Below are 25,534 nucleotides of genomic sequence, written 5' to 3' on the forward strand. Positions count from 1 at the left end.
CCCGTAAAGTAGATGGGTGAAAAAGTCTTAGGGACCTTATCGTGGCAAAAACACTCTTGCGCAGCGGCAATCTGGATGATTATCAAGCCGTCGGCGGTGGCGGCCAGGCCGTCTTTGATTCAGCACTACAAATTCGTGAAACGCTCCGCCTGCGTAAACAGCAGGCAATGGTGGATAGTCTCGCCATTCCCCAGCTTAACGACAGCGGCGATCGCGTTGACTGGTATTCTCCCGTTGAAGGGGATGCCATCGCGTGGAAAAACGCCGATGAGGAGACGCGCTTTCGCGCCCTGCGCTACCTCAGTGCGACCCTGGAAAGCGCCGCCGCCCTGAGCCGCAAAAGTCTGCAATCCGGCAAAACGTCACTGCAACTGTTTGGTTCTCTGCTGGAAAAAGCCATTCAGTTCCCTGGGGAGAATCACGTCTTCCTCGTCGATGGAAAACCGGTCATCACCTTCTGGGGATTTATCCATCTTAATGAGAACATCCGCGAAGATGTGCTTGAGTGCCTGCGCATCCAGCAAGAACCTGAACCGCAAATTCTCATTGCGCCAGAACCTTTAGAAGAGCCGGTTCCTGAAGTGACGTTTGCCCAGGCAGATGAACCGCTGCTCTCCACGCCGGTCGCGCCGATCGGCGAGCCAGAACCCGTGATGCCACCGCAGCCGGTTCCCGTTATCACTGAAGAAAAAGTAACGCCTGCTCCGGCCAAACCGCCACGTCGCCTGCCGTTGTGGACTTTGCCCGTCGCTGCTGTCATCGTCGCCGCCATTGCCGCGCCGCTGCTGTGGAACTCACACACGCCAGCCATCGCAACGGAAGTCGTCAGCGCACCGCAACCGGATATGGCGCCTCTGCCAGCGCTGACTGTCGCGCTGCCGCTGCATCAGGCAGAGATCATTGCGCCAGTGAAAAAAGAGAAACCGGCCGATGATCCGGTGGTGATTGCCGCGATCCCGAAAGACGCGCTGGTGATGGATGCAAATCAGATGAAAGCCGGCACCACGCGCTTTCTCAACGGCAACTGGCGCGTCATGGTCGACGTGAAAGATCCTGTCACCGGCAAAGCGCCCTCTCTGCGTTACCAGATTCAGAATAATAAAGGCACGGCGCGCGTGGTTCACGGCGATAACATCGTCTGCCGCGCGGAGCTCTTCTCAGGGCTGCATCAGAGCGGGGAATTAATGATTAAGAGTCGCGGCAATGCGCGCTGCACCGATGGTTCGCGTTATCCGATGCCGGAAATCACCTGTAAAGCCGGGGTCAATGATGTCGCGGTTTGTACCGCCCGCTTTGATGCGAAAGCCGCGATCCCGTTGACGTTCAAGAAGACAGGGGCCTGATTTTATGCTGGTAAATCTGTGTGATTACAAACAGAGCGTCACGCTCATCGCAAATAGCGGCGTGCAGTTTCTCGACTTTGGGCTGACGCCGCAGGAATCCGCACATCACGGTCGCTTTGTGCGTAAAACGGCCAACGGCCCCCTGCTGCGCCTGGATTACGATCTGGCAAACGATCGCTATACGCTGCCTGCGCGACCGGGTTCGCAACCCGAAGTGGTGAAGCCGGAAAGCACGCAAACGCTGCATTACTCGCTGGATGTCCTCGACGGCATCTGGCTGCCGTTGCCATTCCTGCGTTTTAATCCGCCACGCACCTTCGTAGAAGGCCCGGACAACTGGGCGCGCGTTCAGGTGCGTAAACTGGCGGAACCCGACAGCGCGGGCAACACCCACCGGGTCACTCTCGCGCTCGATAGTCAGTTAAGCGAAAATACGCCCGCCGCACTTGCACCCGGCGAAAACGATCTGCTGAACGGCACCCGTTTTGCCCTGGCCTGGCGTGATCATGAGATCGCCGATTTTCTCGATCAGACCTGGATTGATGGCTGGCTACGCGAAGTATTTCTCAACCATGTCAGCCAGCAGGAAAACCGGACAGAGCAGGCCATCAGCCAGGCGCTGCGCAACTTTGAATACCAGGCGCACTGGCTGAATCTGCTGGCGCTACTGGGTGAACAGCTTGCGGTGCCGGAAGTGAAACTGGTCACCCACACGCTGAGTACCCCGGCGATTCCGGTCGATTTGATTCTGGATGTCGGTAACACCCATACCTGCGGCGTTTTGATTGAAGATCACGGTGACGCCAATGATGGACTGCGTCAGACGGCAGAACTGCAGGTCCGTTCACTCAGCGAACCGCAGTATCTCAACGACCCTCTGTTCACCAGTCGTCTGGAATTTTCAGAAGCCCGGTTTGGTAAACAGCACTTTTCCGTCGAAAGCGGACGCGAAGATGCGTTTATCTGGCCGTCGATTGTGCGGGTCGGCGACGAAGCGCGTAAGCTGGCAATGCAACGCACAGGAACGGACGGCAACAGTGGAATTTCCAGCCCGCGCCGCTATCTGTGGGATGAAACCCCCGTGCTGCATGACTGGCGTTTCAGCCAGATGAACAGCAAAACCCAGCGCGAACCGCTCGCCACCGCCTTTCCGTTGATGAATCTGATGAACGACGATGGTCAGCCGCTCTACTCGCTGCCGCAGGATGACCGTCTGCCGGTCTTTTCACCTCAGTACAGCCGCAGTACGCTGATGACCCACATGCTGTGCGAGATCCTCGCGCAGGCGCTGGGGCAAATCAACAGCGTCGCGACCCGCCTGCGTCTGGGTTTTCCGGCGTCGCCTCGCCAGTTACGCTCATTGATCCTCACGCTGCCCTCGGCGATGCCGAAACAGGAGCGTGAGATCTTCCGTCTGCGCATGTTCGAAGCCATCGCGATTGTCTGGAAAGCGATGGGCTGGCACCCGCAGGACGAGGATTTCAGCACCCGCAAGCAGCAGGAAAAAAGCATCGTCCCGGTGCCAGAAATTCAGATGGAGTGGGACGAAGCCAGTTGCGGTCAACTGGTCTGGCTGTACAACGAAGCCATTTCCCATTACGCCGGGCGCAGTGAAGCGTTCTTCAACGCCCTTGCCCGCCCGGATCGCCTGCCCGAACCAGGCGAAACCAAAGGCCGGGCGCTACGCGTGGCATCGATCGATATCGGTGGCGGCACCACCGATATGGCGATTGTCCACTATCAACTGGATGATGGGGTTGGGGCGAATGTGAAAATTACGCCGCACCTGTTGTTCCGCGAGGGCTTTAAGGTTGCAGGCGACGATCTGCTGCTGGACGTGATCCAGAAATGCATTTTACCGGCCCTGCAAACCCGACTGCAGCAGGCGGGTGTCACCGATGCCGCCGCCCTGCTCTCCACGCTGTTTGGCGATTCCGGGCGCATCGATACTCAAGCCGTTTTGCGCCAACAAACGGCGCTACAGCTCTTTATGCCACTCGGTCACGCGGTACTTTCTGCCTGGGAGAAGAGCGACGTTACCGATCCGCTGGCCGGGCTGCATGCCACCTTTGGCGATCTGCTGGACCATCGTCCGACCCGCAACGTGCTCAATTACATTCAACAGGCGATTGATCACGCCCTGCCGTCGGGTTCGCCGACGTTTGATCTCTTTAGCGTCCCGTTACAGGTACAGTTCAGCCAGTTGCAGGAGGCGATGCTGGCAGGTCAGTTTACCCTGACCTCCCCGCTGCACGCGGTCTGCGAAGCCATTTCGCATTATTGTTGTGATGTGCTGTTGGTCACTGGCAGGCCGACCTGTATCCCGGCGGTTCAGGCGCTGATCCGCCATCTGCAGCCCGTTCCGGTCAACCGGATGGTGTGGATGGATAACTACCGCGTCCATGAATGGTATCCGTTCAGCCAGCAGGGGCGCATTGGCAATCCGAAATCCACCGCCGCCGTCGGCGCAATGCTCTGCAGCCTTGCGCTGGATCTGCGCCTGCCGCGCTTTAACTTTAAAGCCGCTGATATTGGCGCCTACTCGACCGTGCGTTACCTCGGCGTACTCGACAATACGGTGAATACGTTGCGTGAGGAAAACGTCTGGTATCAGGATATCGATCTTGATAAACCCGGCGCGAAGCTCGACACCCGCGTGCACTTTCCGCTGCGCGGTAACGTCACGCTCGGTTTCCGCCAGTTGGCGAACAGTCGCTGGCCTGCAACGCCGCTGTATACACTGAGCATTAACTCCGCCGATCTGGCGAAGAATATCGCCGGTGACGGCGTGTTAAATGTGCGTCTGCAACTGCGCGGCGGCAATAAAGAGACGGGCCCCGAGTCGTTTGTGCTGAGCGATGCCTGGCTACAGGACGGCACGCCGGTAGCGGCAAATGCCCTGACCTTAAAATTAAATACCCTGGCTGACCGTCGACACAGCGGTAGCCATTACTGGATTGACAGCGGGAGCGTGTACCTGAAATGAACAAGATGTTGAATACCACTCAGGCCGCGATCGCGTGGGTTAACCGCACCCGTCAGCACGCCCTCACGCTGGATGACGAGGCGGATGCGTTGCTGGCCCAACTCAACGGCGCAGCAGCCACGGAATCCGCCCTCAACGCCGCCCGGCATGAGCGTGCCAGTATCGGGCTTTACGGCTACTCGCAGGCGGCAAAGGCGCACCTCCTCGCCGCGCTGTGCAGCAGCGGCAACGGTAAGGTCAATGTCATGACCCCGGATCGCAGCTTCGACTATTTCAGTCATCTCAACCCCGGACACGCACCGACCAACATGGCGCTACGCTTCACGCGCCAGCAAAACCTGTCGGATGACGAGTGGCCGTTGCGCCTGCGGCTGGTGACAGAAGCGGAACTGGTACAGATATTCATCGTCCAGGCCTGTGCCCAGCCGGAATATCGACCAGTGGAAAAGGCCATCATTGAATCGCGTATAGAAAAGTGGCAGTCATTGCGTCAGTTACATCCGGTTCAGGGCGTGACGGCGCAGGAAGTCGCCACCATTGCCCGCTTCTGGCAGCGCTGTATTCCCGTGTCGCAACAGCAGATTGATGATGCGCTATGGCATCAGTTTGCCCTGCTGCTGCCGACGGTTGATCTCTCAACCCGAGCCAGCGCCTGGTCGCTGCTGTGGGGCGAACAGCCAGAGCTGACGCAACAGTGGCTGAAACTGGCGCAGGTGCTGCAACAGACCGGTCATGCCAGCGAAGTGGCCGCGCCGCTGAGTCTGCTTGTCGATCAGTTTGGCCTACCGTCCGAGAGTTTTATCACCCAGGATTTTCTGAACTCGCAGGAGGCCCAAAGCGATGTGGTCGTTCATCCCGTAGTGGATGAGAAATGGCTTAACGCCGTCAGTCTGGCCCAGGAATCGCTGGCACTGTTGACCCGGGAACTGGTACTGAACGTTGAAGATGGCGTACTGGATGATGTCGATCTGCTGGATATTCCACTCACGCCGCTCAGCCATCCGCAACCGCTCTGGCAGGCTAAACTCGGCTGGTTGCTGGAGCATTACCGCCAGCAGTTACAGCCCGATGTGCTGGTCGTCTGCAACGCCACGGACACCCGCACGCAAACCCCATCAACAGCGAGGACGTTACTCAACTGGGTGCACGATACGCAGCCGACGCGCGAGACCGCGTTGCCCGGTGTGGTGTGGGCGATCACGCCGCAGGATGCGCGCTTTACGACACAACAGAATCTGGACGAAGCGGTCCAGCATCTGATGGGAAAACCGGGCCAACACTGGGGCACGCTACAAGCGCTGGATAAACACAGCCTGCAACGGCTGATCGAGTGGCTGTCGCAAGCCACTTGCGCCCCTCAACGCCAGGCACGTTTGCAGGCGCTGAGCGAACAGCATCAGCAGCGTGTGCGTGAACTGATGCTGACGCAACCTGACGAAGCGCTCAGTGCGGAAACGGTGGTTCGCCAGCTACAGCAGCAGGCAGCGCATCACGGCGATCTACTCGATGGCCTGTTGCCGGCGGTACAACAATTTGAAACCCTGCTCCGCGTTCAGCAACCGCGTGAAGAACAGGTCAGCGGTTTGTTTAATGATGCCATTGACCTTTTCGCTGATGTCCGTGACGCCCCGCAACAGGCAGAGAACAAAGAGACGGGTTATCAGGCGCACCGCATGTGGCTTAACCATATTCGCCAGTGGAGCCGCGATGACCGCCAGGCACCGCGTTTAGGGTTGACGCCCGCCGCGCTGCGTCAGGTCGTCGACATTCTGGCGATCGCCAGCTACCGACTGCAACTGCCGCAGCAACTGCAACAGATAGTGCAGCGTGAAGACGTTTGCGGCGCCCAGCTACACGCCTGTATCGCCAACTTTATCGCCTGGCTGGGCTATGCCGGGGTGGCTGAGGCGGAAAGGCCCGCCAGTCGTATTGCGAAAGGGACGGCGATTTTCAGTGCGGTCAAACGCCAGCCGATGGCGCGACTGACGCAACTGGAAGAGCAACCGGTGCACGCCGCCAGCCGCTATGTTTATGACTGGCTGGTCGCGCTATATACGCGGGCAACGGAAAACAAGGGCTATCAGCATCCGCAGGCTGTGACTGAAGCAGACCGGAAGGCGCTGATGGCTTTGCTGACGGCTTAGAACAGCGAAAACAGCAGCGCGACCGGAAAACTCATCGGCCAGGTAGCCCCGACCAAAAAGGCGCTCAGAAAGCGGATACGTTTTTTATCATGCGAGAGAAACCAGGTGATCAGAAAGGCAATCGCGGCCATCACCGCATAGAACATCAGCATTTTTTGATACAAAGACATGTCAGGGCATCCGGCCAGAAGAATAAAACGCGCGCAATATGCTCCATTTTTTGACGCACATCAAGTTTTATCCCTTTCGGTCAACCATTTTGTCCTTTTTTATGACCGCTTACGTTAAGTCCATACTCTGGACTATTGCGGATCACGAAACACCAGACTATATACAAAGGGGCACTTACACAGGGTGGCAAAAATGAATGTTTCCAGTAGAACCGTGGTGTTGATAAACCTCTTTGCTGCTGTCGGTCTCTTTGCTCTGATTTCGTTGAAATTTGGCTGGTTTGTTTAAACTTTGCATACCTGCGGCGCAGACAGGCAGAGAGAATGTTTCTCTCTGCCTTCAGCTAACGATCTTCCCACTTCTCTCGTAAGGCGTAAATTACCCTTAATGTTTAACCATAACGTGGCGGACCACGGTGTAGTCTTCCAGTCCATATAGCGACATGTCTTTCCCATAACCGGACAATTTCTGCCCGCCGTGTGGCATTTCGCTCACCAGCATAAAATGGGTATTGACCCAAGTGCAGCCATACTGCAATCGCGCACTGACCCGATGCGCGCGCCCGACGTCACGCGTCCAGACCGACGAGGCGAGACCATATTGCGAATCATTGGCCCACTCCAGCACTTGCTCCTCATCCTCGAAGAGCGTCACACTAACTACCGGGCCAAACACTTCTCGCTGAACAATCGCATCCTCCTGTTTAGCCCCTGCCAGCAGCGTCGGGGCAAAGTAATAGCCCGGCCCTTCAATTTTTTTGCCACCCGTGACCACATTGATATGCCCCAGCGCTTTGGCCTCCTCAACGGCTCTCGTGACACGCTCCAGATGAGCAAGCGAACTCAGAGGGCCCAGTTCTGTCGATTCCTCCTCCGGCGCGCCGGTCTTCAGGCTGGCGACGGCGGCGCCCAGTTTCTCAACCAGCGTGTCGTAAATGCCCTTCTGTGCGTAAATGCGACAGGCCGCGGTACAGTCCTGACCGGCATTGTAAAACCCGAAGGTGCGCACGCCCTCCACCACCGCATCCACATCGGCATCATCAAACACAATTACCGGCGCTTTACCGCCCAGTTCCATATGCGTGCGCTTAATTGACGGCGCAGTATGGCTGATAATGTGCTCGCCGGTAGCGATAGAGCCGGTTAACGAGACCATACGTACCTTCTTGTGCCCGGTCAGCGGATCGCCGACCGTTTTGCCCCTGCCGAACAGCACGTTAAGTACGCCTGGCGGAAAAATATCTTTAGCGTATTCCGCCAGCTTCAGCGCGGTTAACGGCGTGATTTCCGAAGGCTTGATCACCACGCAGTTACCGGCCGCCAGCGCGGGGGCCAGTTTCCACGCCGCCATCATCAGCGGATAGTTCCACGGCGCAATGGAAGCCACCACGCCAACCGGGTCGCGGCGAATCATCGAGGTATGGCCCTCCAGATATTCCCCCGCCGCCAGCCCGTTCAGACAGCGGGCGGCGCCGGCGAAAAAGCGAAACACATCGACAATCGCCGGGATCTCATCATTGAGCGCACAATGCAGCGGTTTACCACAGTTGCGCGATTCCAGTTCGGCAAACTCATGCGCATTCTGCTCAATAACATCCGCCAGCTTCAGCAGCAGTTCACTGCGCACTTTCGGGGTTGTCTTTCCCCATTCGCTAAACGCACGATCGGCGGCGAGGACAGCCGCATCCACCTGAGCGGGAGACGCTTCTGCAATTTCCAGTAGCACCTCACCGGTAGCAGGATTATAGACAGGCTGCTTTTCACCTTCACCGTTGACCAGCTCGCCATTAATCAGTAATTGATGTTGCATAGCATTTTCCCATATCGTTGATTATTTAGCGTTTCCGGCGACGTTGTCGCCTTCACGCGTAAGCCACCAGGCCCCCAGAATCGGAATCGTTGTAACCAGCATGACCAGCAGTGCCACCACGTTCGTCACCGGCACGTCGCGAGGTCGCCCTAACTGGTTGAGCAACCACAGCGGCAGTGTTCTCTCATGACCGGCAGTAAAGGTTGTGACGATGATTTCATCAAACGACAGCGCGAACGCCAGCATTCCCCCCGCCAGCAGCGCCGAGCCCAGATTCGGCAGCACGACATAGCGGAAGGTTTGCCAGCCATTCGCGCCAAGATCCATAGAAGCCTCCACCAGGCTCCATGCAGTACGACGAAAGCGGGCTATTACGTTGTTAAACACCACCACCACGCAGAACGTCGCGTGACCGACGACAATGGTGAAAAAACCCGGTTCGAGATTAACCGTCTTAAAGGCGGTCAGTAGCGCCAGACCGGTGACAATCCCCGGCAGCGCGATCGGCAGCAGCAGCAACAACGAGATGGCGTTTTTGCCGAAGAAATCACGTCGCCAGAGTGCGGCGGCCGCCAGCGTGCCAAGCACCAGCGCAATTGCCGTCGACAACGCGGCAATTTTTAGTGACAACGTCACGGCATCGAGAATATCGCTACGCTGAGCCGCCACGCTGAACCAGCGTAGCGTCAGCCCTTGCGGCGGAAAGCTAAAGGCCGCGTCCTCGGTATTAAACGCATACGCGGCAATGATCAGTATCGGGAAGTGCAGGAATATCACCCCGCCCCAGGCCGCCAGTTTGAGGAAAAACGGTGCGCGCTCAGAGTGCATCGAACGCTCCCAGACGTTTCACGAACGCCAGATAAAGGGCTATCAGCACGATCGGTACCAGCGTAAACGCCGCCGCCATTGGCATGTTGCCAATCGCCCCCTGCTGCGAATAGACCATGTTGCCGATGAAATAACCCGGCGGCCCCACCAGCTGCGGCACGATGAAATCCCCCAGCGTCAGGGAAAAAGTGAAGATCGAACCGGCGGCGATTCCGGGGATCGCCAGCGGCAGAACCACATAACGGAAGGTCTGACGCGGACGCGCCCCCAGATCGGCGGACGCCTGTAACAGCGACGGCGGCAAGCGTTCCAGCGCGGCCTGAACCGGTAGGATCATAAACGGCAGCCAGATGTAGACGAATACCATAAAGCGCCCCAGCCCCGACGTCGAAAGCGTGTTGCCCCCGATAGCCGGCATTGTCAGCAGGCTGGTCAGCAGCGGTTCCAGGCCAAGATGGGTCAGAAACCACTGCGCCACGCCATCTTTTGCCAGCAGCAGCGTCCAGGCATAGGCTTTGACGATATAGCTCGCCCACATCGGCAGCATGACCGCAATGTAGAAAAACGCTTTCATCTTGCCGCGGGTGTAACGTGCCATGTACCACGCCATCGGAAACGCCAGAATGGCGCTGGCGATTGTCACCGCAATCGCCATCGTCAGCGTACGTAAAATGATGTCGTAATTGGCGGGATTAAACAGCGCGCGCAGATTGGCGAGCGTCAGGTCCGGTGTCACCGACATCGTGAAGTCGTCAAAGGTGTAAAATCCCTGCCACAGCAGCGTCAGTAGCGAACCGAAGTAGACAATACCAAACCACATCAATGGGCCGAGCAGCAATAAAAACAGCCCCAGCCCGGGATGACGCCAGAAAAAACCGGTGAGTTGACTCAGACCGCCGGGCCGGGAAGGCGTAGAGAGCACGTTCATTGCCATTCACCTCTCCTCAACCAGCGGAACCATGACCTCTCGCGGCCAGGACACCATCACCGGCTGACCGGGCGCGAGCGTGGTTGCAAACGGTTCTCCCGTGAGATTGGGCTGACTGACCAGCAGCTTTTCTCCACCGACAAGTTTTAGCTCAAAACGGGTGGCCGCCCCCTGATACTGCACCGCCTGAATCACCCCTTGCGTTTGGATCTCTCCGGGCACATTGAGCCGGATATGCTCCGGGCGCAGTGAGAAGCTGCCCGTCATCCCACAGACGTTTGCGGCCATCGCCGGGTCAAAGACGTTTGATGTTCCCACAAACCCCGCAACAAACGGCGTACGCGGTCGCATGTATAACTCACGGGGGGAATCCACCTGTTCAATACGCCCGTTATTAAACACCGCCACCCGATCGGACATCGACAGCGCTTCGCCCTGATCGTGCGTCACGAAGATAAAGGTGATCCCCAGCGACTGCTGGAGCTTTTTCAACTCCAGTTGCATCTGCTCGCGCAGCTTCAGATCCAGTGCGCCGAGGGGCTCATCCAGCAGCAACACGCGCGGTTCGTTGACCAGCGCCCGGGCGATCGCCACCCGCTGCCGTTGACCGCCGGAAAGTTGTGACGGCTTGCGCTCAAAGACAAACCCCAGCGCCACTTTCTCCAGCGCTTCGCGGGCCCGGGCATGGCGCTGTTTTTTATCAACACCTTTGACCATAAGGCCATAGGCGACATTGTCGAGAATCGACATGTGCGGAAACAGCGCGTAATCCTGGAACACGGTATTCACATCCCGCTCCCAGGGCGGCAAGTCACTGGCAGGCTTGCCAAAGATGGCTATCGAACCGCCGGAAAGCTGTTCGAATCCGGCAATCAGGCGCAGACAGGTGGTTTTGCCGGAGCCGGATGGCCCCAGCATAGAGAAAAATTCACCGTCTTTTATCGCAATACTGACGCCATCGACCGCCCGCACGTCACCGTACAGGCGCGAGACGTTGTCAAACTCCACTGCGTACGTCATAAATCACCCCAGTGACGTTAACGACCGCCCATGATGGCGATGTAATCCTGCGTCCAACGGCTGTACGGCACGAATTTACCGCCTTGTGCGACAGGCGTTTTCCAGAAGGCAATTTTGTCAAAATAACGATAGCCATTGGTTTCGCAGCCTTTCTCGCCCAGCAGCGTACTGGCTTTACAGCCTTCGGTAACCACCGGCAACGATCCAAACCAGGCGGCAACATCGCCCTGTACTTTTGGCGTCAATGACCAGTTCATCCACTTGTAGGCGCAAACCGGGTGTTTGGCGTCACTGTGCAACATGGTGGTATCAGCCCAGCCGGTGACGCCCTCTTTCGGGAACACCGTGCCGATGTGTTGACCTTCACCTTTCAGCGCGTTCGCCTGATACGGCCAGGCACTGGAAGCTACGACGCCCTCATTTTTGAAATCGCTCATTTGCACCGTGGTGTCGTGCCAGTAGCGGTGAATCAACGGTTGCTGTGCTCGCAGCACTTTCAACACTGCCTGGTACTGTTCTTCAGTGAGTTGATACGGGTCCGAAATCCCCAGTTGCTGCTGGGTGGCTTTCACGAACAGCGCCGCATCGGCAATGTAAATCGGTCCGTCATAGGCCTGAACGCGCCCTTTGTTGGTTTTACCGTCCGGAAGGTTTTGTTCAACGAACACCACGTTCCAGCTATCTGGTGGCGTAGGGAAAGTTTGCGTGTTGTACATCAGCAGGTTCGGTCCCCACTGATACGGCGTGCCGTAGACTTTGCCCGCCACGTTGAACCAGTCGCCTTTGACTACGCGGGGATCGACAGTTTTCCAGTTCGGGATGAGCGCCGTATTGATCGGCTGCACGCGCTTACCCATGATCAGGCGCAGCGAGGCATCACCAGAGGCCGTCACCAGATCGTAGCCCCCTTTCGCCATCAGGCTGACCATCTCGTCCGATGTCGCCGCCGTCTTGACGTTAACCGCACAGCCGGTCTCTTTTTCGAATTGTGTTACCCAGTCGTACTGTTTATCGGTCTGACCGCGTTCGATGTAACCCGGCCAGGCAATAATATCCAGGCGCCCTTCTGCCTGGCCTAAAGAAGTAGGCGGTTCGGCGGCGTGCGCGGTCATCAGCGTCATACTGAGCGCGCACAGGCTGCTGCGGGCAAATTTCTTGCTCATAAGATCTTACTCCTGTCGCAAAATATTGAGCGGCAGCCCTGCCGTAAATATATGTCCTTTCCTGAGAATAGTCGGCGCGCCGTTAGCCGACCTCCCGGCACGAGTAAATTTAATCAGGTTGTGACATAACGCGCATTACGCCTTAACTTTCGGCATAGTACGGCTATCTTCTGGAGTATAGACAAGGGGTTAGCAGGTAAGACGAAAAAACAAAAGCTATTGATATTTCCTATGATGTTCTGTGGAAAATAAAGTCCCGGGCTTGTGGATGATATTTCAAAAATAAGAACGCGCCATTCGTTTATATTGAATCGCGCGTACGTTTTATTTCATCTGAGCGCGAATAAGTTGCCCCAGTTGTTTCACCGCCTCTTCTTCACGCTCTCCCCAATTCCAGGCGGTATTAAAGCGGAAAAAGCGTTTCCATGTGTCTGAGGTCGAGAACATTTTTCCCGGCGCGATGCTGATATGATGGGCCAACGCTTGTGTGGTCAGTTCACCCGCATCCAGCGATTCCGGCAGCTCCAGCCAGAGAAAATAGCCGCTGTTGTTGTGATGTATTTTCACTTCAGCAGGGAGATGGCGCAGCAGCGTTTGCCAGGCCTGCTGTTTACGTTCCGCCAGTTGACGGCGCAGGCGGCGAAGATGGGCGTCATAGCGGCGCGTGGAGAGATAATCGACCAGCGCCAGCTGCATCGGTGAACTGGTCGAGAGCGTACTCATCAGCTGCAAACGCTGGATCTGGCGGGCATGTTTACCTGCGGCCACCCAACCGATGCGAAAGCCTGGCACCAGACACTTGGAAAATGACGAGCAGTGCAGCACCCTGTCGGCTCGATCCCAGGCTTTGGCCGGCAGCGGTTTCTCCCGACCAAAGTAGAGTTCGCTGTAAACGTCATCTTCAATCAACATCACATTATGGCGATCGAGTATCTCAACCAGACGCGCCTTTTTCTCCGCGCTGAGGGTAAAGCCAAGCGGGTTCTGGCTGTTGGTCATCAGCCAGCACGCTTTAACCGGATACGTCTGCAACGCCTGCTCCAGCGCCGCGAGATCGATCCCCTCTTTGACATCAGTGGCAACCGACAGCGCTTTAAGCCGCAGGCGTTCCAGCGCCTGCAGCGCGCCATAGAAACAGGGGTTTTCGACAACAACCCAATCGCCAGGTTCAGTTACCGTCTGCAGACTCAGGTTGAGCGCTTCCAGCGCCCCGGCGGTAATAACTATTTCATCGGGCGAGACGGTAATGCCCTGAAGCGCGTAACGGCGGGCAATAGCGTGGCGCAGTTCTGCGTTCCCCGGCGGCAGGTTTTCAATCACGCTCATCGCGGTTGCGGTTCTGCTGACCTGCGCCAGAGAACGGTTCAGTTGCTGCAGGGGAAATAGACGCGGATCGGGAAAGGCAGAGGCAAACGGCATCACCGACACATCCCGGCTGGCCTGTAGCATCTCAAAAATATAAGTATTGATATCCACCGCTTCGTCGCGCATCACCTGGGCGGGTTGAACCGTTGGCTGGTGAACCGGGCGTGGCGCGACATAATAACCGGACTGCGGGCGCGCAATGATCCGCCCCTGACTTTCCAGCAGTTGATAGGCATGCCCGACGGTCATAAAACTCATCCCGCTGCTGACCACCTGCTCACGCAGCGACGGCAGACGATCGCCCGGCTGCCAGACACCAGAGGCGATCTGCTCGCAAATTTGTTCAGCCAGACGCTGGTACTTTTTCATTGTTATTCACTCGTGGATCCGTGGCAGCTGATCCTCGCAGTGTATATCAGCGAATAAAATACTCAACATCCTAAGAACTGTTATGGTTTACGACAACGTAAGCGACAGTTCTTTGCCGAGCGCGCGCACCGCCGTCTGCACCGCATCAATTTTTGTTGCGTGTCGTAAGTCAAACAGGCGGGTAATTTCCTGTTTCGGTCGGCCAATGCGTTTCGCCAGCTCCTGCTGGCTGATTTTTGACGCCAGGAAAGCGTTGAGCAAAAGGACTTTTGACGCGACGCTGAGCGGGACCTCAACAAAGTTGTCACCCTCGCATTTATGCTTAGTTTTCTCACCTGATAAAAGAAAAATGCCCGTCGTGTAGAGGCGTACCTATCCATTCCGGAAGGCGGCTTCCAGAATTTATATCAACAGACGCAATTTGTAATATTCACGCAACTGTTATGGTTAAATAGAGCCGTTCTGTTTCTGCCACTGAAACCCTCACCGGCCTAGAATTGCGCTGAATCAATTTTTAGTGCGGAGTGGTGCATGTTTGGTCTTGATGCGTTTCACCTGGCGAGGCTCCAGTTCGCCTTTACGGTTTCCTTCCACATAATATTTCCGGCGATCACCATTGGTCTTGCCAGCTATCTCGCGGTGCTGGAAGGTCTTTGGCTGAAAAGTAAAAATCCCGTCTGGCGCTCGCTCTATCAGTTCTGGTCGAAAATTTTCGCCGTTAACTTTGGCATGGGCGTGGTGTCTGGCCTGGTGATGGCCTACCAGTTCGGGACTAACTGGAGCGGATTCTCTGAATTCGCGGGGAGTATTACCGGCCCTTTGCTGACCTATGAAGTGCTCACCGCCTTCTTCCTGGAGGCCGGTTTCCTCGGCGTGATGCTGTTTGGCTGGAACAAGGTTGGCCCAGGATTACACTTTTTCTCCACCTGTATGGTGGCACTGGGCACGATTATTTCGACCTTCTGGATCCTCGCGTCTAACAGCTGGATGCAGACGCCGCAGGGCTATGAGATTGTCAACGGTCAGGTCGTGCCGGTGGACTGGTTCGCCGTCATTTTCAACCCGTCATTTCCTTACCGTTTGCTGCACATGTCAGTGGCGGCGTTTCTCAGTAGCGCACTGTTTATTGGGGCCTCGGCAGCCTGGCATTTACTGCGTGGAAACAACACCCGCGCTATTCGCGCCATGTTTTCGATGGCGCTGTGGATGACGCTGATCGTCGCGCCTCTTCAGGCGCTCATTGGTGATATGCACGGCCTGAACACCCTCAAACACCAGCCCGCGAAAATCGCTGCCATTGAAGGCCACTGGGAAAATCCACCTGGCGAACCAACCCCGCTACTGCTGTTCGGCTGGCCGGACATGGAACAGGAACGTACCCATTATGGGCTGGCGATCCCGGCGCTGGGGAGCCTGATTCTGACCCACAGTCTGGATAAACAGGTCCCGGCGCTCAAAGAGTTTGCCAAAGAGGATCGCCCTAATTCCACGATAGTGTTCTGGTCGTTTCGTATCATGGCGGGGCTGGGTATGCTCATGATCCTGCTCGGCATTTGCGCGCTGTGGCTACGGTATCGGCAGCGTCTTTATACCTCGCGAGCGTTCCTGCGCTTTGCCTTATGGATGGGACCGTCAGGACTGATCGCCATTCTGGCGGGTTGGGTCACGACAGAAGTGGGCCGCCAGCCATGGGTCGTCTATGGGCTGCAACGCACGGCGGATGCGGTCTCTGCACACGGCGACCTGCACATGAGCATTTCTCTGCTGGCGTTCTTTGTTGTTTACAGCGCCGTCTTTGGCGTGGGATACAGCTACATGATCCGCCTTATCCGCAAAGGACCGCAGGATGAGATGTCCATCCCGCCGACGTCCGGCACGCCTGCCAGACCGCTGTCTGCTGCCGTCCTCGATTCTCAACATGAGGCACATCGCTAATGGGTATTGATTTATCAGTAATCTGGTTTGTCATCATCGTCTTCGCCACGCTGATGTATATCGTCATGGACGGATTCGATTTGGGTATTGGCATTTTGTTTCCCGCTGTCCGCGACGCAGACGATCGCGACGTGATGGTTAACAGCGTCGCCCCGGTCTGGGACGGTAATGAAACCTGGCTGGTCCTCGGTGGCGCCGGATTGTTTGGCGCGTTTCCCCTGGCCTATGCGGTGATAATCGACGCGCTGACCATCCCGCTGACACTGATGCTCATCGGTCTGATTTTTCGCGGCGTCGCCTTTGAATTTCGCTTTAAAGCCACGCCAGCCCATCGCCCGTTCTGGGATAAAGCCTTTCTCTGCGGTTCGATTCTCGCGACATTCACTCAGGGTGTGGTGGTAGGTGCGGTGATTAACGGTTTTGCCGTCACGGGTCGTCGTTTCAGCGGCGGCCCGTTTGACTGGTTTACCCCGTTCACCCTGTTTTGTGGCGTTGGGCTGGTGATCGCTTATGCGTTGCTGGGTGCCACCTGGCTGGTGATGAAAAGTGAGAACCCGCTACAGGAGAAAATGCGCGCTGTGGCAAAAAAACTGCTGCTGGCGATGCTGCTGGTGATTGCGCTTATTAGCCTGTGGACGCCGCTTGCGCACCCGCAGATTGCCGAACGCTGGTTTACCCTGCCGAATCTGTGGTTCCTGATGCCGGTTCCGCTAGTCGTCGCGGCGATCGGTTTCTTGCTGTGGGGAACACTAAACCGCAAGAACAGCCATGCGCTGCCCTTTGTGCTGACTCTCGGCCTGATATTTCTCGGTTTTAGCGGCCTGGGGATCAGTATCTGGCCGCATATTATTCCGCCTTCCATTACAATCTGGCAGGCGGCTGCACCCGCACAGAGTCAGGGCTTTATGCTGGTTGGCGCGTTACTGATCATCCCGATTATTCTGGTTTATACCTTCTGGAGTTACTACGTGTTTCGCGGAAAAGTTCAACATGGCGAGGGGTATCACTGATGCAACAGTCTGTCTGGAAGCGCCTGATGTGGCTGGTCATTTTGTGGGGCGGTAGCGTGCTGGCGCTGGCCGCCGTAGGGATGTTCTTTCGCCTTATCATGACGGCGGCGGGATTTAGATCCTAGTTCATACCAACAGAATGCCCGGTGGAGCTGACGCTTACCGGGCCTACAAAATCAATATATTACCTGCCCTACGTTGACCGAATAAGGCGATAGCCGCCTCCGGCGCCTGGTCAGCTTTTGCGCTTCGGCAGCGTTTTCATCAGCTCTTCCGGGCTGACGGAAGCCACCACGCTACCTGGCAGCGGCATCTTCAGAATGTGATTTTTGATTTTACCGATCACATGCATTTCGCACGGACGGCAGTCAAATTTCAGCGTTAACACCTCATCGCCGTTGACCAGTTGCATCGGCGTCGCCTTCCAGCTTTTGATGCTGCCTTTCGCCTGTTTCGGACACAGGTTGAACGCAAAGCGCAGGCAGTGTTTGGTGATCATCACCGGCACATCGCCCTTTTCCTCATGCGCTTCATAGGCCGCGTCAATCAACTGCACACCATAGCGATGATAAAACGCGCGCGCCTTCTGGTTGTATACGTTCGCCAGAAAACTCAGGTGCGTCTGCGGATAAACCGGCGCAGGTTCAGACACCGGTTTGCGAATGCCGCGCTGATAGCTCGCAAGACGCGCGGCATCCAGCATCTCCACCGCTTCCCGGCGGAACGCATTAAGCAGGCTGTTCGGGACAAACAGCGCGCCCGGCAGGGTCACCGCGATCTCGCGGGCGTAATAGATTGTCTGCCCCAGTTTTGCCAGCCCGTCCTTCAGCCCGTTCAGCGCTTTTTCCGCGTTGTTAGCCTCATCAAACTGTCCATCCAGCGTATGGGTGATGCTGACACCCTCTTCGCTGGTCAGCGTCAGGATCAGCTGTTCCTGCCAGCCACCCAGCGCAATATCCACCGCCACCCGCCGTTCGCTGGAGGTCTTCGTTAACGCCTGCTGCCAGTTATGGTCCAGGTTACGGTTTAAAGGATGGTGCGGACGCACTTTGTGCAGATCGATCGGCATCTCATTTGGCCAGATGCGGTAACGGTTTTGTCCGGTTTTCTCAACGGTATTAGCGCGAAATCCAACCACTTCACGCTTAATCAGCACATTCAGTCCGTCGCCGTTTGCCAGCGGTTCGCTGACCTCCACGTCCAGATGATCTTTCGCCACGTTCAGCACTTCCCCCACCGGAAGACCAATAAACTTCGGCGAGTCAAACGCGCCAATATCGCCTTTACGCGCATTCACAAAGTAGTCGGTGTTGCCACGATGGAACGTTTTGTCCGTAGAGGGGGTAAAGAAATGTTCCGTGCGCCCGGCAGACGCCCTCGCCAGGTCATCGCGATCCTCAATGATGGCATCCAGCATCTGCCGATAGTGAGCGGTGATGTTCTTCACGTAGCTCATGTCTTTATAACGCCCTTCAATCTTGAAGGAACGCACACCGGCATCGATTAGCGCGCCAAGGTTAGCGGTCTGATCGTTATCTTTCATCGACAGCAGGTGTTTTTCATAGGATACCACTCGCCCCTGATCGTCTTTCAGGGTGTACGGCAAACGGCACGCCTGCGAGCAGTCGCCACGGTTAGCGCTACGCCCCGTTTGCGCGTGCGAGATATAGCATTGCCCGGAATACGCCACACACAGCGCACCGTGGACAAAAAATTCAATGGTTGCGTCAGTTGCCTGGTGGATAGCCTGAATCTGCTCAAGACTCAGTTCGCGCGCCAGCACAATCTGGGTGAACCCCACGTCTGAGAGAAATTTGGCTTTCTCAACGCTGCGGATATCACACTGGGTGCTGGCATGCAGTTCGATCGGCGGAATATCGAGTTCCAGTATCCCCATGTCCTGCACAATCAACGCATCCACGCCGGTCTGGTAAAGATCGGTGATCAGTCGCTGTGCGGGTTCCAGTTCATCGTCATGAAGGATCGTGTTCAGTGTAACAAAGATTTTCGCGCCATAGCGATGGGCAAACGGCACCAGTTCGGCAATATCTTTCAGGCTATTGCTGGCATTATGACGCGCGCCGAAACCGGGCCCCCCGATATAAACGGCGTCTGCACCATGTAAAATGGCTTCGCGGGCAATGGCGGTATCGCGTGCCGGGCTCAACAATTCAAGGCGATGTGGGGGCTGGCGCATAGCGTTGATTTTATCCAGTAGCAGCAAAATGGCGGCTATTGTAGTCAGAAGCGCCGCATTACGAAATAGTTTTCCCGCTTAACTGCGTGGGTAATGGATGAGCGAATGAAAGTGCACGGTCTGTTCGCTGCTGTTGCGATAAGCATGGGCTCTGTCGCCGGCAAAACGAATGCCTTCTCCGGCTCTGATGACGCGCCATTGCTGATTAATACACATCTCCAGTTCACCTGCGATCACCACAACATGTTCGATCACACCCGCTTCATGCGGTGTGGATTCGCTGAGTGCGCCGGGAGCCAGCAGAATTGAAAAGTGATCAAAGCGCAAGACCGGGTCCCACGGGAATAGCGGCGTCACGACCATCGCCTGCTCTTGCGGATCAAACGTCGGTAGCGGTTCCGATTCCGGCGGCGAGATAAAGGTGGAAAACGGGACGTTCAGACCGGTAGCAATCTTCCACAACGTCGCCACGGTAGGACTGGATTCGTTACGCTCAATTTGCCCGAGCATCGCTTTAGAGACGCCGGTCGCGTCGGCCAGTCGCGATAAACTCCACTCACGCTGCTTGCGTAACGTTTTTAAGGTGTTCGCCAGATAGTGCGTCACATTGTCCATGGATAGCCTCCCAAAAGGTCAGCTTACCACTTGTACGTTATAACGCCCAGATGCTAGATTAAACGACCGTTATAACGCACAAGAGGGGCTTATGCGCTCATTCTCTATCCCATTACCCACGTTGCTTTCTGGCTTTGTCGCCGTTCTGGTTGGCTATGCCAGTTCTGCGGCCATTATCTGGCAGGCTGCAGTGGCGGCGGGTGCCAGCACAACGCAAATTGCCGGCTGGATGACCGCTCTGGGTATCGCGATGGGGGCCAGTACGCTTATCCTGACGCTCTGGTATCGCGCCCCTGTCCTGACAGCGTGGTCAACTCCCGGCGCGGCGCTGCTGGTAACGGGACTTCAGGGTCTGACGCTGCCTGAGGCGATTGGCGTGTTTATCATCGCCAATGCGTTAATTGTATTGTGCGGCGTGACAGGACTCTTCGCCCGCCTGATGCGGATTATCCCCCATTCGCTGGCGGCGGCGATGCTGGCCGGGATTTTGCTCCGCTTTGGCCTGCAGGCCTTTGCCAGTCTCAATGATCAGTTTCTGCTTTGCGGCGGTATGCTGTTGGCGTGGTTGATTTTGAAGAGTATTGCACCGCGCTATGCGGTGATTGCGGCGCTGATTGTCGGGGCGGTTATTGCGTTACTTGAAGGTGACATTGTCACTTCATCTTTAGCCCTGTCCCCGGTTTTACCGACGTTTATTGCCCCTCAGTTTTCACTGACCCACAGTCTGGGGGTTGCCGTACCGCTCTTTCTGGTGACGATGGCGTCACAAAATGCGCCCGGCGTGGCGACCATGAAGGCCGCGGGATACGATGTTCCCGTTTCGCCCCTGATCGTTACCACCGGATTACTGGCGCTGCTGTTATCTCCTTTTGGCGTTTATTCTATCTGCATTGCCGCGATCACTGCGGCGATTTGCCAGAGTCCGGAGGCTCACCCGGATGCAGCAAAACGCTGGCTGGCCGCCGCTGCCGCCGGCGTGTTCTACCTGTTGGCAGGCATTTTCGGCAGTTCCATTACCGGGGTGATGGCTGCGCTACCGACGAGCGGTATTCAGATGCTGGCAGGACTGGCACTGTTGGGGACGATTTCGGGCAGTCTGTATCAGGCGCTGAATCAGGAAAGCGAGCGTGATGCTGCCGTAGTGACGTTTCTGGTCACCGCCAGCGGGCTAACCCTGTGGGGCGTGGGTTCGGCCTTCTGGGGACTGATTGCGGGCGGGATCTGCTACACCGTCTTAAGACTCACCCGACGCACGTAGCTGTGACGGTGTCTTGCCGGTCACCTGCTTAAAGCGGTTACTGAAGTGGCTCGGCGAACTGAATCCGCAGGCCAGCGCAATCTCCGTTAACGGACGCGGCGAGTGACACACCAGTTGTTTTGCCACTGCCATCCGGCGCTGCATCACGTACTGATGAGGCGCCATTTTCATCGACTGGCGGAACATTCTGGCGAAATGAAATTCGCTGAGTGCGGCTTCATGCGCGAGACTGGCAAGTGTTAACGGTTCCGCCAGATGGGCATCGATATACGCCAGCACATTACGCAGAGTCACTGGCGCAAGTCCACCCGTTACCGTTGGCAACCGCCACTGCACGTTGCTGTAGTGCTGAATAAGATGGGTCATCAGCAGTGACGATGCGGCGCTGAGGGTCAGGTGATTTGCGGGCTGATGCCAGTCGTTGCCCAGCAGAAACTGCCGGTAAACCGCCGTTATCCCCGGATCGTTACCAAACGTCCGCTCATCCAGCGTAAAACGGTACGGGCTTTTATCCCAGACCTTTTCCCCGATCTCACGCAGATGCGCGTCGGTGCAGTAGAGATGGACGAACGAGAGATCGTCACGGATATCCCAGGTAGATTCACTCTCTTTAGGCAACAGGCAAAACCGGTCCGGTCCGCCGCCATTTTTCCAGCCAGAGGCCGTTTTTTGATAGCTCTCGTAGCCATCCGCCACATACAAACTGAGCGTGTGATGGTCGCAATACTGCGTGATGGTATCACGCTTGTTCGACCATGCCGCCAACTGGACGCCTGAGCGCAATTCAACCGACTCGTGTAACACGGCATTGTGCTGACTCAACTTCTCAAAGGCATCGTAAAACCGGGTCATACCACCCCATAAGCGCTGTTGTTCAGGCCCTCAGTCTATCGCAGGTCGCTGTGGTTACCACTCGCCCGACAGAAAAAAGCGCAAGATTTTGCAAGTCGCCCGCAAACGGATGAAAGCATACCGCCCGGAGATAGGCGACAGTCAATTATCGGGTAAGAAGAGAGAACAGTGATGAACGCACTATTGTATTGTCTGGTTGTGGTGATCTGGGGTACGACGTGGATAGCCATTTATTTACAACAAGGCCCCGTGGCTGCACCGGTCTCGATTTTCTGGCGCTTTGCGGTGGCAACGGCGTTGATGATGATCATCATGCAGATACGCGGAAAGCTGCGTAAGCTATCGTTACGCGACCATCTGTTTTGCCTGCTGCAGGGCAGCTGCGTCTTCTGCTTTAACTTTTGGTGTTTTTACACCGCGGCAGCCTGGATCAATACCGGACTGGAATCGGTTATCTTTTCCATGGCGGTGCTGTTTAACGCGGTGAATAGCTTCTTTTTCTTTGGGCAAAAACCGCCGCTGCGTTTTTACTGCGCCGCCGCGCTGGGACTCACCGGTATCGTCACCCTCTTCTGGCAGGATTTGATGAGCAGCGGATTTAGCGGATCGTTGCTGCTGGGTATTGGTCTGAGTGCGCTGGGGACCTTTGGTTTCTCACTGGGAAATATGATAAGCCTGCGCCATCAGAAAAAAGGCCTGGAAGTGATGACGACCAACAGTTGGGCCATGCTGTACGGCACGCTACTGATTGCGACGATTGCGCTGCTGCGTGGCGATAATTTCACCCCGCAATGGACATTCAGCTACATCGGCGCCCTGTTGTATCTGGCGGTTTTCGGATCGGTCATCGCCTTCGGCGCCTACTTTACGCTGGTAGGAAGAATTGGCGCGAGTAATGCCGCGTACAGTACGTTGCTCTTTCCGCTGGTTGCGCTGTCATTTTCCACGGTTTATGAAGGGTATAGCTGGCAGGTAAATGCGGTAGCTGGACTGATGCTGATTCTGGTGGGAAACCTGGTGATGTTTGCCCGTCCCCCGGCGCTGTTGCGCCGCCGGACAGCTTAAAGGAACGCGCCATCAAACGATGGCGCGCCACGGTTATTTCTGGTTTACATCAAACATGGTGGCATCCGTCGCCATGTCATCAACCACTTGTTTCAGCGTCTCAAATGCCATTGGCGTACTCTGGTTGCTCAGATCTTTGCCTTCCCCCTGACGCACGACTTTAATCACCGGCTTATTGGTCGCCGCATCGATTAACTCGCCTTCAAAGTAGAGATGGGTATCCATCGTACGGTGACCGGTTGCCATTTGGGTACCCGCAACCACCAGCGCCACAGGCACCACTTCATAGAATTGCAGCCCCTCTTTGCTGGTATCCACCCCGGTGATCGCCCCGCGGAAGATCAGGCTACGCGGCCCCGGCGTGGTCACCAGCGGTTTACGTTGACCAATAGAGGTCTTCATTTTTGTGTTGGTGTAGTTCAACAACTGATCCAGCACATTCTGTCCAACCTGTGTGGAAGGTTTCGGGACCGGATAATAGGTGATTGGGTTCCAGACGATATTGTCATATTTGGTATCACTAAAGTTGGGATCGACCCAACGTAGCACCGGATGCCCCGTCGCAGATTTTGTTTCCTTAAGACCGGAGTAGTCTTTTAAAAAACCCGAGTATTTATCCGGCTGTGTCACTTTTGAGGCACAGCCCGATAACGCCAGTAAACCAGTAAGCACTGCAACTTTAAATAAAGTATGAGTACGCATGAAACGATCCCTTAGAATATGCAGATATGCAATTGAAATAGTAGCAAAGGGAAATCATCTGCGTTGGATTAAAAATGGCAGTAAGAGCACAATTTTTTCAGTGCGCCCAGATTTCGGAAAAAGACTGGGCGCTGAGGGAGTTAGCGGTATATTTGTTAGACCGTTTTGCGTGCCAGCAGCGTGGCGAAACGCAGTTTAATGCGGTTGCCGTTGGCGTCAGTGCGATGCAGTTCACCGACATCTTCATTATATTTCAGTAAATCCCAGCCTTCGTAATAACGACGAAGTTCCCCTTCTTTAAACGCAAAGGGGAAACCGACGGTGCACGGAAAATCAGCGGTATCCATCGCGGCGACAATCAGGTTATAACCGCCGGGTTTAGTGCAGCGCTGCATATTCTCGATTAGGCCCGGAATCGTTTTGGCTTCAAGGAACATCAGCACCACGGTGGAGAGAATAAAATCATATTCGCCCTCAAACGTTAGCGCGTTGAGATCCACTACCTTCGCCTGGAGATTATTCAGCCCTTCTGCCGCCTTGATACGCTCGACGTTGGCGATGCTCATCGGATTCTTATCCCACGCGGTCACGTCATACCCATTCGCCGCCAGATAAAGGCTGTTACGGCCATTGCCACAGCCTAAATCCAGCGTTTTACCCGGTTTGACAACCTTCACCGCCTCCAGCACTTCAGAGTGCGTGCGGGTTAAGTCGTATTTTTCAGTGAAGTAATTTTCGTCACGAAGGGTCATTTTTTATCCTCAGATTTCAGTAATGCCGCGCGTTCTGTGCGAATGAGCAGTTTTCCCTGCATCAGCAGCGCGAACGTGCGTACCAGCAATAATGCGATGATAACATTGGTAAAGATGAACAGCGGCACCGCCAGCGTATGGAAAAAACCTGCAGTACTGGCCTGGCCGAGATGTAACCCCGTGGTTGCCAGCGCCGACACGCCGAATGAGAAACTCCAGAAGGAAGCATTAAACGGCTGCGACAGATACCAGGGCATCAGACGGAGCATAAAAAGAAGTTGCAGCAGGCCGTAGCCAAACAACATTTTCGCCAGCGTGTCACCCTCGCCGCCGTTAACGCTCAGCCAGGCGCTACAGGCGACCAGCGCAGGCGCAAGCTGAATACCCAGCGATGTCCGCAGGGCGGCAGGTAATTCACCGGCACTACGCAGACGCTGCAGGATTACAGGCTCCAGGCTCAACCAGGAAAAAACGCCTGCCCCTAAAAAGACCAGTCCGGCATCGGTATAGCCTAATGCGCCGCAGGCCATCGCGCTGATAAAGTTGTTTGCGACCGTGGGTAAATAGAGTCCGGGTGTTGTTGCCTCTTCCGGGTGCGAACCGCGCCACAGCCCGGCGGTCTGCCAGGCAGCGTAAACCAGTTGAATAACTACCCCGACGCTGAACAGGCCAATCGCCAGCGGACGACACCACGGAACAAAGCCAATCGCCACCAGCATCGTGGTGGCCGGAAACAGGCTGACAAAACTGCTCATCACCGGGTGGCGAATTTCGGCAATGACGCTGTGCGGAAAACGGATCAGCCGTGTGATAAACGCCAGCGTCAACAGCCCCCAGATCATCATCGCCAGAATCACCAGACCGTCGCCGAACCAGTGGCTTACCGGCCAGATCTGGCTGGCATAACGCCAGGCAAATCCCATACCTATCGTCCCCAGCACCATGCCAAAGTAGCCAGCGGGAAGGTTCAGAACACGATCGCTATGCTTGCTGTTACTCATTTTGTTTATTTTTTAAAGTAT

22 protein-coding genes and 1 pseudogene are annotated in these 25,534 nt (G+C 56.0%); 9 read left to right on the forward strand and 14 right to left on the reverse strand.

What is annotated here, in order from left to right; genetic code table 11:
• The first annotated feature begins 41 nt into the window (after positions 1-41).
• From QNN88_RS00425 to QNN88_RS00435, 3 genes are read left to right on the forward strand one after another with little or no spacing between them, the layout of a single operon-like run.
• Entirely contained in the window at positions 42-1,343 is a 1,302-nt protein-coding gene (locus tag QNN88_RS00425; protein ID WP_414238499.1) for an SrfA family protein, read from the forward strand.
• A 4-nt stretch (positions 1,344-1,347) separates the two neighbouring features.
• Positions 1,348-4,329, forward strand: coding sequence for a virulence factor SrfB (locus QNN88_RS00430; RefSeq protein WP_414238500.1), 2,982 nt, complete (start codon positions 1,348-1,350; stop codon positions 4,327-4,329).
• Positions 4,326-6,473 carry a virulence factor SrfC family protein gene (locus tag QNN88_RS00435; protein ID WP_414238501.1) on the forward strand — a complete coding sequence of 716 codons (2,148 nt, stop codon included), beginning with the start codon at positions 4,326-4,328 and terminating at the stop codon, positions 6,471-6,473. The genes QNN88_RS00430 and QNN88_RS00435 overlap by 4 nt, the downstream gene beginning before the upstream one ends.
• Here the strand turns inward: QNN88_RS00435 and ortT are convergent.
• Positions 6,470-6,643, reverse strand: a complete 174-nt coding sequence (gene ortT, locus QNN88_RS00440) for an orphan toxin OrtT (protein ID WP_042318948.1) — start codon at positions 6,641-6,643, stop codon at positions 6,470-6,472. The genes QNN88_RS00435 and ortT overlap by 4 nt on opposite strands.
• A 193-nt stretch (positions 6,644-6,836) precedes the next feature.
• On the opposite strand from ortT, the gene yncL reads away from it, so the two are divergent.
• A complete protein-coding gene (gene yncL / locus QNN88_RS00445; RefSeq protein WP_414238502.1) occupies positions 6,837-6,932 on the forward strand; it encodes a stress response membrane protein YncL in 96 nt (31 codons plus the stop codon).
• Between the two features lie 96 nt (positions 6,933-7,028).
• Here the strand turns inward: yncL and patD are convergent, their stop codons facing one another.
• The 7 genes and pseudogenes from patD to QNN88_RS00480 form a co-directional block, all read right to left on the reverse strand.
• Entirely contained in the window at positions 7,029-8,453 is a 1,425-nt protein-coding gene (patD, locus tag QNN88_RS00450) for an aminobutyraldehyde dehydrogenase (RefSeq protein ID WP_414238503.1), read from the reverse strand.
• 21 nt (positions 8,454-8,474) lie between these two features.
• A complete protein-coding gene (locus QNN88_RS00455) occupies positions 8,475-9,281 on the reverse strand; it encodes an ABC transporter permease (RefSeq protein WP_414238504.1) in 807 nt (268 codons plus the stop codon).
• Positions 9,271-10,215: an ABC transporter permease gene (locus tag QNN88_RS00460; protein WP_414238505.1), complete on the reverse strand. Its 945-nt coding sequence runs from the start codon at positions 10,213-10,215 to the stop codon at positions 9,271-9,273. The genes QNN88_RS00455 and QNN88_RS00460 overlap by 11 nt, the downstream gene beginning before the upstream one ends.
• Entirely contained in the window at positions 10,216-11,229 is a 1,014-nt protein-coding gene (locus QNN88_RS00465; protein ID WP_414238506.1) for an ABC transporter ATP-binding protein, read from the reverse strand.
• A gap of 17 nt (positions 11,230-11,246) precedes the next feature.
• Complete coding sequence (gene ydcS, locus QNN88_RS00470) at positions 11,247-12,392, reverse strand: putative ABC transporter substrate-binding protein YdcS (RefSeq protein WP_414238507.1); 1,146 nt, start codon at positions 12,390-12,392, stop codon at positions 11,247-11,249.
• Between the two features lie 324 nt (positions 12,393-12,716).
• Positions 12,717-14,126, reverse strand: coding sequence for a PLP-dependent aminotransferase family protein (locus QNN88_RS00475; protein WP_414238508.1), 1,410 nt, complete (start codon positions 14,124-14,126; stop codon positions 12,717-12,719).
• Between the two features lie 87 nt (positions 14,127-14,213).
• Positions 14,214-14,432: pseudogene (locus QNN88_RS00480) on the reverse strand (type II toxin-antitoxin system HicB family antitoxin); the annotation flags it as partial.
• Positions 14,433-14,657: 225 nt separating this feature from the next.
• On the opposite strand from QNN88_RS00480, the gene QNN88_RS00485 reads away from it, so the two are divergent.
• The 3 genes from QNN88_RS00485 to QNN88_RS00495 are packed head-to-tail and all read left to right on the forward strand — an operon-like array spanning position 14,658 to position 17,196.
• Entirely contained in the window at positions 14,658-16,061 is a 1,404-nt protein-coding gene (locus QNN88_RS00485; RefSeq protein WP_414238509.1) for a cytochrome ubiquinol oxidase subunit I, read from the forward strand.
• Positions 16,061-17,071: a cytochrome d ubiquinol oxidase subunit II gene (cydB, locus tag QNN88_RS00490; RefSeq protein WP_414238510.1), complete on the forward strand. Its 1,011-nt coding sequence runs from the start codon at positions 16,061-16,063 to the stop codon at positions 17,069-17,071. The genes QNN88_RS00485 and cydB overlap by 1 nt, the downstream gene beginning before the upstream one ends.
• Positions 17,071-17,196: a DUF2474 domain-containing protein gene (locus QNN88_RS00495; RefSeq protein WP_414238511.1), complete on the forward strand. Its 126-nt coding sequence runs from the start codon at positions 17,071-17,073 to the stop codon at positions 17,194-17,196. The genes cydB and QNN88_RS00495 overlap by 1 nt, the downstream gene beginning before the upstream one ends.
• A gap of 110 nt (positions 17,197-17,306) precedes the next feature.
• Here the strand turns inward: QNN88_RS00495 and QNN88_RS00500 are convergent, their stop codons facing one another.
• Positions 17,307-19,268, reverse strand: coding sequence for a peptidase U32 family protein (locus QNN88_RS00500; protein ID WP_414238512.1), 1,962 nt, complete (start codon positions 19,266-19,268; stop codon positions 17,307-17,309).
• 78 nt (positions 19,269-19,346) lie between these two features.
• Positions 19,347-19,883 carry a helix-turn-helix domain-containing protein gene (locus QNN88_RS00505; protein ID WP_414238513.1) on the reverse strand — a complete coding sequence of 179 codons (537 nt, stop codon included), beginning with the start codon at positions 19,881-19,883 and terminating at the stop codon, positions 19,347-19,349.
• Between the two features lie 91 nt (positions 19,884-19,974).
• On the opposite strand from QNN88_RS00505, the gene QNN88_RS00510 reads away from it, so the two are divergent.
• Positions 19,975-21,141 (forward strand): benzoate/H(+) symporter BenE family transporter, encoded by a 1,167-nt coding sequence (locus QNN88_RS00510; RefSeq protein ID WP_414238514.1) that lies wholly within the window; start codon positions 19,975-19,977, stop codon positions 21,139-21,141.
• Here the strand turns inward: QNN88_RS00510 and QNN88_RS00515 are convergent.
• Positions 21,118-21,993: a helix-turn-helix domain-containing protein gene (locus QNN88_RS00515; RefSeq protein ID WP_414238515.1), complete on the reverse strand. Its 876-nt coding sequence runs from the start codon at positions 21,991-21,993 to the stop codon at positions 21,118-21,120. The two genes, QNN88_RS00510 and QNN88_RS00515, sit on opposite strands and share 24 nt — an antisense overlap.
• A 171-nt stretch (positions 21,994-22,164) precedes the next feature.
• Between QNN88_RS00515 and QNN88_RS00520 the strand changes: the two genes are divergently transcribed.
• The gene (locus QNN88_RS00520; protein WP_414238516.1) at positions 22,165-23,058 is read left to right on the forward strand and encodes a DMT family transporter; all 894 of its coding nucleotides are present in this window, start codon (positions 22,165-22,167) and stop codon (positions 23,056-23,058) included.
• A gap of 33 nt (positions 23,059-23,091) precedes the next feature.
• Here the strand turns inward: QNN88_RS00520 and QNN88_RS00525 are convergent, their stop codons facing one another.
• The 3 genes from QNN88_RS00525 to tehA form a co-directional block, all read right to left on the reverse strand.
• Positions 23,092-23,760 carry a DUF3313 domain-containing protein gene (locus tag QNN88_RS00525; RefSeq protein WP_414238517.1) on the reverse strand — a complete coding sequence of 223 codons (669 nt, stop codon included), beginning with the start codon at positions 23,758-23,760 and terminating at the stop codon, positions 23,092-23,094.
• Between the two features lie 155 nt (positions 23,761-23,915).
• On the reverse strand, positions 23,916-24,512 hold the full coding sequence (gene tehB / locus QNN88_RS00530) for a tellurite resistance methyltransferase TehB (RefSeq protein ID WP_414238518.1): 597 nt from the start codon (positions 24,510-24,512) through the stop codon (positions 23,916-23,918).
• Positions 24,509-25,513 (reverse strand): dicarboxylate transporter/tellurite-resistance protein TehA, encoded by a 1,005-nt coding sequence (gene tehA, locus QNN88_RS00535; protein ID WP_414238519.1) that lies wholly within the window; start codon positions 25,511-25,513, stop codon positions 24,509-24,511. Before tehA ends, tehB begins: the two co-directional genes overlap by 4 nt.
• Positions 25,514-25,534: the final 21 nt, after the last annotated feature.

The sequence above is a fragment of the Citrobacter sp. ANG330 genome (assembly GCF_047467925.1).
GTDB classification, from domain to species: domain Bacteria; phylum Pseudomonadota; class Gammaproteobacteria; order Enterobacterales; family Enterobacteriaceae; genus Citrobacter_A; species Citrobacter_A amalonaticus_G.